This window comes from Lacticaseibacillus pantheris DSM 15945 = JCM 12539 = NBRC 106106 (assembly GCF_001591865.1).
Classification (GTDB): Bacteria; Bacillota; Bacilli; order Lactobacillales; family Lactobacillaceae; genus Lacticaseibacillus; species Lacticaseibacillus pantheris.
On sequence record NZ_BCVS01000079.1, the window covers coordinates 1 to 11962 of the forward strand.

The window sequence follows — 11962 nt, forward strand, 5'->3', positions numbered from 1 at the left end:
TCACCGTGGAGCGGTCCACAAAGTCGTAGCACCCCACGGCACCCCCGCCGACCAAAACCGCCACACGGAGCCACCACGCCAGTACGACCAGCCACTAGCAGCGCTGGCACAACCTCCCAACCTGCTCCACGTCGATATTTTGTTCGCAAACTCTGTCTTCTAGCGGGCAACGTGTGGTAATCTAAACAGTAGATTACTTGAGGAGGCAATTAACCGTGTTTCTAATGAAAGATATTGTCCGCGACCCGAATCCGGTGCTGCGCGCTCGTGCCCAGCAGGTGGAATTCCCCCTCTCGGACGAAAATAAGCAGCTAGCCCATGACTTAATGGAATACTTAATTATCAGCCAGGATGAGGAAGAAAACAAAAAGTATCACTTGCGTCCAGGTGTTGGTCTTGCCGCACCACAGGTGGACAAGAGCGTGTCCATGGCCGCAGTGCTAGTTCCCGGCGACCAGGGCGAAATTATTTTCAAAGAAGTACTGGTTAATCCGCAAATCGTCAGTGAATCGGTCCAACAGGCCGGCCTGCGTGAAGGTGAAGGCTGTCTATCCGTTGACGACGAACACGATGGTCTGGTTATGCGTCACGACCGGATTACTATTAAGTACCAAAACGTCGATGGCGAACAGAAAAAGATTCGCCTCAAGCACTACCCTGCCATTGTGTGCCAGCACGAAATTGACCACCTGAACGGCACCCTCTTCTATGACCACATCAATACGGATCACCCGTTTGACATTGATCCTGAAGCAGTCATGGTTGACTAATCACGCGAACAAAGAGACGGCCGATTATCCCCCACGGGAACGATAATCGGCCGTCTCTTTGTTACACTAATTGTTACTCTACTCGCTCCAAATCGGCCACGTACGCCTTGGTCGCGTCGTTAACAAGGTAAGCCACATCGAAATTAACGTGCTGATTCTCCGCCTGCACCCAAACGTCCGTTAGGGCCAACTGTGACAAAGCGATGTTCCCGAACGCGGCCCGAACTTGCTGCTCCGTATTCTGTGTGCCGACGGGTAGTTCATAGTGGGCCAACATCACTTGTCGGTGCCACACCGCTTCAACGGGTTGTCCCGCTAGCTTAACGCCCACAGCGATGCCCGCGTCGTGTAGCGCCTTACCCACGGCGAGATCAATGGCGCGCATCCACCGCTCGTGCTCAGCCTGAACCCGCTGGCGCCGCCGTACTACCCAAATAATGATGAGCAAAACTACTAACGCCCCGGCTATTACCACTGCCAATATTGGCATCAACATCACCCCTATCATGGTGGTTACTACTTACATTATGCCACATCCGGTCGCTGTTAGTGACGTATTGCACCAGACAATATCTGGATTTTAATGATGTCGGTGAGCACAGTGAACACCCAATTACACGAGTAACGTTAGCTTATCCCGAATCTGTATGGTAGAATGATAACAACTAGCTGGGGTAACCTGGCAAAATGCGGGCATATGATTGAATAGTCCCCTGATGGGGCTTTCTTTGTGTACATGAAAGGAGCACTTATGATTTACAAAGTTCTTTACCAGCCATCACGGTTGGAAAACGCAATGCGTGAAAACACAGTATCACTCTACCTTGAGGCCGACAGCGAGCGCACGGCACGCAAACTGCTCGAGGAAAACACCGACTACAACATCGAACTGATTCAGCCACTCGAGGGCAAGTTCTTGGAGTACGAACAACAGTCCGATAACTACAAGTTAACGGAGTTTTAAAATATGAAACTAAACATTAAACCCAACGAAACCGCCGCCTTTGCCGTTGGTGGTCTTGGTGAAATTGGTAAGAACATGTACGGCGTTCAGTATGGCGATGAAATTATCGTAATTGATGCTGGTATTAAATTTCCGGAGGACGACCTACTTGGGATCGACTATGTGATCTCCGATTACTCGTACCTCAAACAAAATGCGGACAAAATTAAGGCTTTGGTCATTACCCATGGTCACGAAGACCATATCGGCGGCCTGCCTTACTTCTTGAAGCAGGTTCCCAACGTTGACGTTTATGCCGGTCCGCTAGCGGCCGCCTTGATTCGTGGCAAGCTGGAAGAGCACGGGTTGCTCCGTTCGACTAGCTTGACGGAAATCAATGAAGACACGGAGCTTAACTTTGATAAGGTTTCCGTATCATTCTTCCGCACTACGCACAGTATCCCCGATACTCTGGGTATTGCCGTACACACGCCAAATGGTGTCGTGGTCCAAACTGGTGACTACAAGTTTGACCTCACCCCTGTTGGCAACCAGCCGGCGCCCAACCTGCAGCGGATGGCTAGGCTTGGTGAAGAAGGCGTCCTGCTGTTAATGTCTGACAGTACTAACGCCGAGATTCCGAACTTCACGAAGTCCGAACGTTTTGTCGGCCACTCAATCCGCCACATCTTTGACCGGATTGACGGCCGCATCATCTTCGCCACCTTTGCGTCAAACATTTCCCGAATTGCCCAAGCGGCGGAGGCTGCCATTGCCCGCGGCCGTAAAATTGCCGTGTTTGGTCGTTCAATGGAAAATGCGATTGTTAATGGGCGCGAACTAGGCTACCTGAACATTCCCGACGAAGACCTGATTGACGCCCATGAACTCAAGCGCCTGCCCGCCAACAAGGTACTAATTCTATGTACCGGCTCACAAGGCGAACCCATGGCCGCCCTTTCGCGGATTGCTAACGGTACCCACCGTCAGATTAGCATTCAGCCTGGTGATACCGTGGTCTTCTCCAGTAACCCAATCCCGGGTAACACTACCAGCGTGAACGACGTTATCAACCAGCTGGAAGCAGCCGGCGCTGACGTTATCCACGGTAAGGTGAACAACATCCATACCTCTGGTCACGGTGGTCAGGAAGAACAGAAGTTAATGCTCCGATTGATGAAGCCTAAGTTCTTCATGCCATGTCACGGTGAGTACCGGATGCAAAAGATTCACACGGAACTGGCTGCCCAATGTGGTGTGCCTGAAGATCACACCTTCATCATGGGTAACGGTGATGTGCTCGCCTTGACTGCAGACCACGCCCGCCGCGCCGGCCACTTCCCTGCTAGCGACGTTTACGTTGATGGCAGCGGTGTTGGCGACATCGGTAACGCGGTTATCCACGATCGCCGGGTGCTGTCTGAAGAAGGACTAGTGGTTGTTGTTGCCACGATCAACATGCAAAAGCAAACCGTCCTGGCGGGTCCAGACTTGTTGTCTCGCGGCTTTGTTTACATGCGCGAGTCAGGCGAGCTGATTAACCACGCCCAGAAGCGGGTCTTCCACACCATCAAAAACACGTTTACTGACAATGAAAAAGTTAGTGAGGCATTGCTCAAGGATGCCATTGTGAAGAGTTTAGGTGACTATCTCTTCGAGCGTACTGAACGGCGGCCGTTGATTCTACCAATGCTGATTACGTTATAGTTAACTACCAACAGGCCCGGTGTCCTCTAGATACCGGGCCTGTTGACAATTAAAGGGCTACCGACCGTGTACTGGTCGGTAGCCCTTTTTGACGTTCTGTGGTTGCTTACATACCCACCATGGCGATGGGCACCTCATTCTTACACCTGGCGGATGGTTACCACATACAACCATTTGCCGTATCTGTATACCACCGCACACAGAAATAGTAGCACCCCCCTACCAATCTGACAACCCGGCAAAAATTGTTTAAGTAATCCAATCAACCGGTGGATTAGCAAAGTCGTCATCGCTTTATAAATGTACGCACATTTATGCGTTCAAACCGGCGATGCAAAAAGAGAGCTGAATTCACGTGTCGTCCGCGCTTAGCGGTCTACGAACACTAAAATTCAGCTCCCCGATTATTATCTTTTATTGTGGGTTTAAGTCGCCCATCCAAAACAGTTGGTGGCTCACGTTAAACTCCAATTCGAACGGCCGGGTCCCTAACTCCTCCCCGTCCATTTGTCCGAACTCTAGCGAGCTAGTTTCTACATACAACCGGTCAGCCCGGTAGTGGTGAATACCCTCAAAATCGAGCTTCTTGCGGAACAAAATTTGTATCATTAAGAACAGGAACGTAAAAAAGTGTTTCTCTTCCACAATCACCAGGTCAAGTTGACCATCAATTACTGAGGCCCCAGGCATGATCCGTACGCCACCACCAAAGTAGGGGTGGTTAGTAGTCGTGCAAATATACGCATTCGGAATAATATCGTGATCATCGCCCACGTTAACCCGGGCCTCAAAGGCGTGCCGGTTGAATAACACGCTGAACACGCTCAGTAGGTATGCCAGTGTACCGAGATGCATCCGGTTGAGAAATGGCTTTACCCGACTGTGATTAGCGGCGTCAACTACGGCCGCATCAAACCCCACACCAACGTTGTTCACAAAGTAGCCATGCTGATTGCGGGTGCGTTCATGAAACTCACCAATATCGATACGTACCGGTTCGGTCGTATCGATGATGGCGTCCAACACTTTCAACGGATCCTTACTAATCCGATTGGCACGGGCAAAGTCATTGCCGCTACCAGCCGGCACGTACGCAACCGGCATGGTTGTATTCCCAGCCTCGCGGATACCCGTCACCGCCTGGTTAAGGGTTCCGTCGCCGCCGATAACTAGCAAAACCGTATCGTCACGGTCGTTAAACTTAGCAATCTGGTGGGCCAACTCAACCGTATGTCCCGGATGCTTGGAAGTCCGCACACGAAACTCTACTCCCCGCCGATTCAGCTCATCCTTAACGATGTGCCACGTAGCCACAGAGTTTCCCCCGCCAGCTGCGGGATTGAAAATTATTTGAAAAAAGGCCACGTAGCGCCACAACTCCTTTCAACGTCAACGAACTAAATTATAGCTAGCATGAACTCCTTTTGCAACGGTCTGCCCCCGTTCGTCCCGCATATCAATATTCAGCTATCATATTTTTTTAATCGTACTAACATGATTGACGTGTTCACACTACTAGACTCACCGCCAATTTAGTCATTCCACGCAAAAACGGCAGTTCAACCGCCGTTTCACCTTACTACTATACCATTATTTGAGCGTACTCTCCTTCACGCCGAAAAACTGCATCCGTTTCTTATTCATTACTAAGTGAATGTTCTTGGGCCCCTCAACCGGAATATCCTTTACCTGCTTACCCTTCAGGATCTTGATGGCCATATCGGCGGTCTGTTTCCCGATATCCTCAAAGTTGGCCCCCTTGGTGGCAACACCAGCAAACTGAATCATAGTCGGGTCAGTGTTGACTACCGGCGTTTTGGTTTCGGTTGAAACTTTGCCAATTGTGTTCATCCCCACCGCTGCGATATGGTCGTTCGGAATGAATAGAGCGTCAGATTTCTTGCACAGCGCCCGCGCAGTTGCTTCTACGTCAGACGCCGACGCCACGGTCTTCTCCACCGGCGTCATTCCGAGTTCCTTCATTGCTTTACGGGCACGCTTCACAATCGCCATGGCGTTGGGCTCGCCCGCGTCGTACATCATGCCAATTTTCTTAGCTTGCGGGAACATCTTGTGCAATAGCTCCAACTGCATTTTGACGTTCACCAGCACCGTAACCCCAGTGGCGTTATTGTTGGGGTGCTTGAGGTTGGCCTTGGTGATGAGCCCGGCAGCAACCGGATCCGTGATGGCCGAGAAGATCAGCGGCGTTTTGTGCCCCGCCTTTTCCATCGCCTGAGAAGCCGCGGAACCAATCGAAATGTTAACGTCATTGCCCATCGAGCTGAGTTGCTGGCTCATCTGGTTGAGGTTGGTTTGGTCCCCCTGGCCGTTTAAGACCTTAATTTTGGCCTTGGTGAACCCCTTGTCCTTCAACTCCTCAACGATACCCTTCTTAGTATCGTCCAAAGCCGCCTGGTCCACTTGTTGCAGAATACCAATCTTGACCGTCTTGTCGGTCACCGATTGGGCGTGGGTTTTCTGTCCACACGCTGTCAGTACCGTCACCGTTGCTATCGTCGCCAAAGCTAATCCAATCCACTTCTTCATTTTCATTATGTGTTTTCCTCCCAAATTTAAAATGACCAACCACGTGGAGTAATTCCCCAGTGGCTGGCCATTTACTTTCCGGAAAGAAAAAGCCACATGTGGGAATTATCCCCATGTGGCGTCAAATTGCGTACTTAACGTACCGACCACATGGATGCAAGGACAAGCCTGCATCCATGTGCAAGCCTGCTATCCGTAGTAGTCGGCATAATACTTATTCAGTTGTGTTAGTTGTGGCTTAATCATCGTCAACACTCCTGTCTTGGTATGTGGTTCACGATACGCTCATTTTGCGCGAGCGTCAACTGTTATTTTCACATTAATAATTTTTGCTTTCTCATTTACATGCCCATAATATGCTTAGAAGTAATCGGAAAAGTACGGCTCTTCCATGGGAATGATTTGCTCCAAATTTTTCACAGCCGCCCGATCCGCATCCAACCGCTCAATTAGGGACAAGTATGACGGCCGCCGGTAACTCATCAGCATGGTGGTTAACGTCTGAATATCCACCCGAACCGGCAGCCCCGGGTGCTGGTCACGTTCAACGTGAACCTGACCCGCGTCATCCCACGTAATCCCAAAGGTGCCCACGTTCCACGGTGCCATGGGGTCGCTAACGATGAAATGGAGCGGCTGCCCCACCGCGGCAAAGGGGTACGCCCGCAGAAACTGTTCGACATCCACGATTCGTGCCATGAAGTACGGCTTGATGGTCTGCTTAATATCACCATCATCCAACAAGAAGTGGAGCGGTTCGTTTTTATAAATATTCCCACGCACGTGTTCCACCATCGAGAAGTGTGCCGATACAAAGTTCCATAGTGCAATGCGCGCTTCCTGGGTGATGTACACCATTTCCTTGATGTGGAAAATCTCGTTGGCAATCCAGTAGAGCAAAAAACCTTGCGGCTCGTCATTTTCATCGTAAAACACCGCGGCAGTGCGCTCTTCCTCATTCTCCCAACGCCAGTACTCGTCCCAGTTCAGTTGATTACGAATCATCGCCCCGTGGTTCAGGAGTGCAAAGCGGTCGTACGTCCTGATAACATCCTCCGCATCAATATCCATCCGTTCAACGTGTCCGGGCAGATTCTGCTGCTTGGGCAACTGGATATCACGAACGTCAAACGTCAGGTGGTCCGACATAATTTCCCAACCCTTTTTGCGGTAAAAGGGAATGCTGTACGGATACAAGTAGGAGATCCACTGCCGACGCGAACGCATGTGCTCCAACGCGGTACTGATAAGGTCGTGCATCAACCCGTGACCCGCATACTCCGGATAAGTGCCGACCCCCGTCAACCCCGCCATCTCAAATTCGCGACCATGGATGTTGACCTTACAAGGATAGATGGCCAGCTGACTCACCAGGTCTTCACCGTTAAACCAGCCAAAAACGTCGGCCTCCTCTAAAACCGGACGCTTAGCTCGTTCTAGCTCGCCCTCTTCGTAGCCGGATTCGCTGACTTCCTTTGCGGTTACCTGAAATACGTACCCCAACAAGTCGTTAAACTGATCCAAATACTGTGGTGTCACCGGGCGCATCTTTAATTGCTCTCGAATGTCTGTCATCGCAAATTCCTCACAATCTTACATCCAACTACACTAAGCCGTTTGCGGCGTAATTCCGTCCATACCAATCATTGGGTCAACCTGCTCGTGCGTAACCAAAGTCGGCGTCAACACGGTCGGCCCTTCCGTATTTGTCGGGGCCTCAATGCTGGGCGCCGGTTCCTCGTGCAGTACTTGATCGGCGGCCGGAGACGGGCTGACTGCCTCCTGTGGACTTGCAGTGGTGACCACCGTCTCCGCTTCGGCATCGTTATCCGTTACCGGCTGCGCGAGCTTGAACACTTTGCACAAACGGTCTACCAACCCGGTCCGGCGGTTGTCGGCCATCGTTGTGACGGCAACATCAAACGCCTCTAGCTCACCAATCATAATCAAAAACTTTTTAGCCCGCGTAATCGCGGTATAGACTAAGTTTCGCTTCAGCATCCGCCGACTCGCCATCGTCAACGGAAGAATGACCATGTCGAATTCACTCCCCTGAGCCTTATGGATACTGGTGGCATAGGCCAGAGTGATACTTTTCAATTCATTATGCGCGTAATCAATTTCGTTACCATCATAATCAACAATCAGGTGTGCACCGTCATCCTTTGTGGCTGGCTGGATGCCAGTAACAATCCCAATTTCGCCGTTATAAACGTTTTTCTCCGGATTGTTAACCAGCTGCAGCACCTTGTCACCAATACGGTACAGGTGATCACCGGCATCAATTTCCTTGGTGCGGTCACTCTTTTTAGGGTTAAAAATGTCCTGAACTAGTGGATTAAGCGCGTCTACTCCAGCAACACCCCGGTACATGGGGGCCAGCACCTGCACCTGGAGCGTCCCAAACTTACCCTTGGCCGCAGTCGCGACTTGCCGAACCGCCTCCTGAATCTGACCCGGACCACAGTTGATGAAACTACGGTCGGCCTGCTTGGCCCCAAAGTCGGCCGGTAACCTGCCGCCATTGATATCATGAGCCAGCGTCGTGATTGAAGACTGCGCGTCCTGCCGATGAATATGGGTGAGCTCGGCTTGCGCAAGTGCGTGACTCGCCAGAAGGTCAGCAAACACCTGGCCGGGACCCACAGAAGGTAATTGGTCCTTATCCCCCACCATAATCAAAGTAATGCCCGGATGAACGGCGTCCAGCAAAATCCGAAACAGGTAAGTGTCCACCATGGACATCTCGTCCACAATCAGCAAACCATCCGGTAACTCCGGTGGATCATAATCAACCGTATCAATCGACAAACCCAACAGGCGGTGAATAGTACTGGCTGGCAGCCCCGTAGTCTCCGCCATCCGCTTAGCAGCCCGGCCGGTGGGCGCCGCAAGCATAATCGGAAAGGCCGTCTCACTATCGTAACTGTTCGGGTCGAGCCGAACATCATTAAGTTGTGCGTACGCCCGTACGATACCGTTCACCACGGTCGTCTTTCCCGTCCCCGGGCCACCAGTCAGCAGGAACACGTGGTTCTGCAGCGCATCGATGACGGCACTACGCTGCGTATCATCATACTCGATGTCAAGGTCACCCTCGACTTGTTTCAGCGTTGCGGTCAGGTCGTCATCGTCATACCCATCCTCATGATTATTCAGTGCAAAGAGGTGGTTGGCAATCTGCCACTCCGCGTCAAACAAACGCTTGGGGAAAATACGCCCGTCCGTAACACTGATCCGCCGGTCGTCAGCCAACACTTGGACCGCGGCCATTAGTTGTTCGTCGGCGACTCCGCCCAAACCACCGCCTGCAAGGCGCGACTTTGCCCCGTCCAGTAGGCGGGCGGGTTCGGCGTACGTGTCGCCATCCCGATCCGTCATTTGGTAAAGGGCGTCAAGAATCGCCCCGCCCAGACGTCGCGGGTCATCGGGCGCAACGTCCATCTGGCGGGCAATACTGTCGGCCACGCGGAACCCGATACCCTCAATGTCAACAATGAGCTGGTACGGATTCTCGCGGACGATGTCCAGCGCGTCCTCACGGTACCGGCTATAGACCTTGTTAGCTAACGCACCAGTGAGGCCCACCTCGCCGAGACCAATAATCACCTGCTCAAGGCCAAGGTTTTCACGGAGGGCGTCAGCCAAAGCCGCAGCCTTCTTCTCACTCAGACCAACTTTGGTGAGCACCCCCGGATCCTTGACGATGCTATCCACCGCGCCAATGCCCAGCGCGTCGACAATCTTGGCGGCCGTCTTTGGCCCGATACCCGGGAACCGGTCACTCGCCAAATAATCGACCAAACCGTCGTGGCTGGTGGGCCGCTGACTCTGGTACGACACGGCGTCGAACTGTTGCCCGTATTTGGGATGAGCCACTAGGCGTCCGCTAAATTCATACTCAGTGCCCTCCTGGAGGTCACCAAGATTGCCTTTGACCACAATCTCCGGTTCAGTCCACACCAAAGTCGTGGCGGTAATATCTACCGCCACGATTTTGAATAGGCTGTCGTGGTTCGCAAAAATAACGTTGCGGACCGTACCGGTGACTGTATCCATATCAGGCATCCTGACTGTCCTCCGTGTCGGTCTGACCAAGTTTTAGAAATCGGGCAATATCGTGAATCTGACTGGATTGATTAGCAAACGCCGCCGGATCGGCCTGCTTAGCGGCATCCAAGTATGCGCTGCCGTCGCGACCGGAAGCGGTCAGGGCCATACCGTACGCAAAGTCGATATGCGCATCGTTCTGGTCTAGGTACGGTTCTAGCGCGTCCACCGCGGCTTTGAATTCACCCAACGCCAGCAGAATGTTCGCCATTAGTACCACGGCGTCACGCGCACTTGGATTTAAGTCGTGGGCGGTCATTGCGAAGGCCAACGCCCGGGCAGATTGCCCCAAGTCGTTGTAGCATAACGCCACCATGTAGTCGGCGTCGGCCCGCAGCGAGCCGCTGGCTGCCGCCGGACCACTCGTAAGCGGTAGCAGGCGCGCCAGGGCATCCTGCAAATCCTGTTGCGTGTACGCCAACAGCCCCCACGAATAACGGAGCTCGGGATTGTCCGGGAATAGCCCGAGTGCACGCGTAATGAGAGTGGTTGCCTGGTCATATGCGCGGACGGTAATCAGCATGGTTGCCAGCACGGAATACCGGCTGGCGTCGTGTGGGTGCGCGTCAATGTCGCGGACGGCCGCCTGGATGCCTGCTTCCTGCTCGCCATGGTTAAACTGTTCAATCGCATCATCGTGTGCTGTCATGTTCACCCTCCAAACCATTCAATGCCACTAAATTGTATCCGTTGCCGAGCGTGTTCCGGGCAAAAAGTGCGTGTCGTTCCACTGCACCATGTGGTACGGCAACGCGGGTCCGTCTGCCTGTACGGTAGTTAGGCTGCTGTTGGTTAACCCGCCGTCTTTACGTAAATCGGCGACGGGCGTCCCCACCAGGTGCTGGATTAACGCGGCCAGCGAGGCACCATGCCCAACGAACAGGTAGTTGGCACTACCCATGTAGTCGTTAGCCACAATCTCCTGAATTGGCGGTGTCATTCGGTCGAGTAGCTGGTCAAAGGTCTCCCCATGCAGTGCACTAGGGTCGTAATCAGCCGGCGCGTGCCGAAACGCATGCAACTCATTGGGGAAGCGCGCCGCAACGTCCGTAAAGCTTTGGCCCTCCATGAGGCCCAAATTAAACTCGCGTAATGCGGGCAAAATGGTTAACGGAATATCGGGCTGGTCAAGGTGGGTCAACAGTTCCAGTGCGGTTGTACGCGTACGTTTCAGCGGGCTCACGTATGCGTGGTCAAAGTGAACGTGCTCCTGGTTCAGGTATGACGCCAGGGCGTGCACCTGCACGTAACTTTCAGGCAATAATGGCGAATCGCCAAACGCCCCCTGGTACCGTCCCTCAAGATTCCACTCCGTTTTACCGTGCCGCACAAAATACAGTTTTGTCACCTTTTTGCATCCTCCGTTTTCAATACCCCCAATTATCCCATTGTCCCCCGCGCGCCGCAAGGTCAACGAACCACACGGTGGTGGTCCACGGCAGCGGTTCACGGCAGCGTAGGCCGGACCAGTGGGCTGCGGCTTACGTGCCCTATGCCGTAGGTTGCTACGGTGGTGGTTAACGGCAGCGTTGGTCCGACCGACGCGGCCTCACGATACTGTTACCACTGCCACATCTCAGGACATGACAACTCCATCCCCGAGCCCACCTGCAGGTTCCCGATAGATCGAGGACGTCATACAGCATCCGTGAAAACTGTCATACCTGTATTCATCACAAGTGCGAACTAGCTAAAACTAAATCGGGCACAATTTTAAATTTTATGGTTAACTGAAGCTCACTAGTTGATGATGGTTAGGTGCTGCTACTGTATAATCTCCTACAATCAATAACCATCACTGGACGAGTTGAAATGAAGACGGCACGTGGCCAAATCATTAATAGATCCGTTCGCAAGTGTGGTTCTGGCCGGTGCGGGTGCC

Annotated in this window: 10 protein-coding genes; 3 read left to right on the top strand and 7 right to left on the bottom strand. The window is 52.7% G+C overall.

What is annotated here, in order from left to right; all coding sequences use genetic code 11:
* The first annotated feature begins 215 nt into the window (after positions 1-215).
* Positions 216-770, top strand: a complete 555-nt coding sequence (gene def / locus LPA02S_RS08455; protein WP_054648979.1) for a peptide deformylase — start codon at positions 216-218, stop codon at positions 768-770.
* A 73-nt stretch (positions 771-843) separates the two neighbouring features.
* On the opposite strand, the gene LPA02S_RS08460 is transcribed toward def, so the two are convergent.
* Positions 844-1260, bottom strand: coding sequence for a hypothetical protein (locus LPA02S_RS08460; RefSeq protein WP_054648977.1), 417 nt, complete (start codon positions 1258-1260; stop codon positions 844-846).
* A 261-nt stretch (positions 1261-1521) separates the two neighbouring features.
* On the opposite strand from LPA02S_RS08460, the gene LPA02S_RS08465 reads away from it, so the two are divergent.
* Both LPA02S_RS08465 and rnjA read left to right on the top strand, forming a co-directional pair.
* Positions 1522-1734, top strand: a complete 213-nt coding sequence (locus LPA02S_RS08465) for a DNA-directed RNA polymerase subunit epsilon (protein WP_054648975.1) — start codon at positions 1522-1524, stop codon at positions 1732-1734.
* A gap of 3 nt (positions 1735-1737) precedes the next feature.
* Entirely contained in the window at positions 1738-3420 is a 1683-nt protein-coding gene (gene rnjA, locus LPA02S_RS08470) for a ribonuclease J1 (RefSeq protein ID WP_054648973.1), read from the top strand.
* Positions 3421-3834: 414 nt separating this feature from the next.
* Here the strand turns inward: rnjA and LPA02S_RS08475 are convergent, their stop codons facing one another.
* The 6 genes from LPA02S_RS08475 to LPA02S_RS08500 all read right to left on the bottom strand — a co-directional run bounded on the left by LPA02S_RS08475 (position 3835) and on the right by LPA02S_RS08500 (position 11428).
* Positions 3835-4785, bottom strand: a complete 951-nt coding sequence (locus LPA02S_RS08475) for a diacylglycerol/lipid kinase family protein (RefSeq protein ID WP_056956980.1) — start codon at positions 4783-4785, stop codon at positions 3835-3837.
* Positions 4786-5010: 225 nt separating this feature from the next.
* Positions 5011-5976: an ABC transporter substrate-binding protein gene (locus LPA02S_RS08480; RefSeq protein ID WP_054648971.1), complete on the bottom strand. Its 966-nt coding sequence runs from the start codon at positions 5974-5976 to the stop codon at positions 5011-5013.
* A 354-nt stretch (positions 5977-6330) separates the two neighbouring features.
* Complete coding sequence (locus LPA02S_RS08485; protein ID WP_056956981.1) at positions 6331-7545, bottom strand: GNAT family N-acetyltransferase; 1215 nt, start codon at positions 7543-7545, stop codon at positions 6331-6333.
* Positions 7546-7578: 33 nt separating this feature from the next.
* A complete protein-coding gene (gene recD2 / locus LPA02S_RS08490) occupies positions 7579-10038 on the bottom strand; it encodes an SF1B family DNA helicase RecD2 (protein WP_420835967.1) in 2460 nt (819 codons plus the stop codon).
* Positions 10031-10729, bottom strand: coding sequence for a tetratricopeptide repeat protein (locus LPA02S_RS08495; protein WP_054648969.1), 699 nt, complete (start codon positions 10727-10729; stop codon positions 10031-10033). Before LPA02S_RS08495 ends, recD2 begins: the two co-directional genes overlap by 8 nt.
* 27 nt (positions 10730-10756) lie before the next feature.
* Positions 10757-11428 carry a histidine phosphatase family protein gene (locus tag LPA02S_RS08500; RefSeq protein ID WP_054648967.1) on the bottom strand — a complete coding sequence of 224 codons (672 nt, stop codon included), beginning with the start codon at positions 11426-11428 and terminating at the stop codon, positions 10757-10759.
* Positions 11429-11962: the final 534 nt, after the last annotated feature.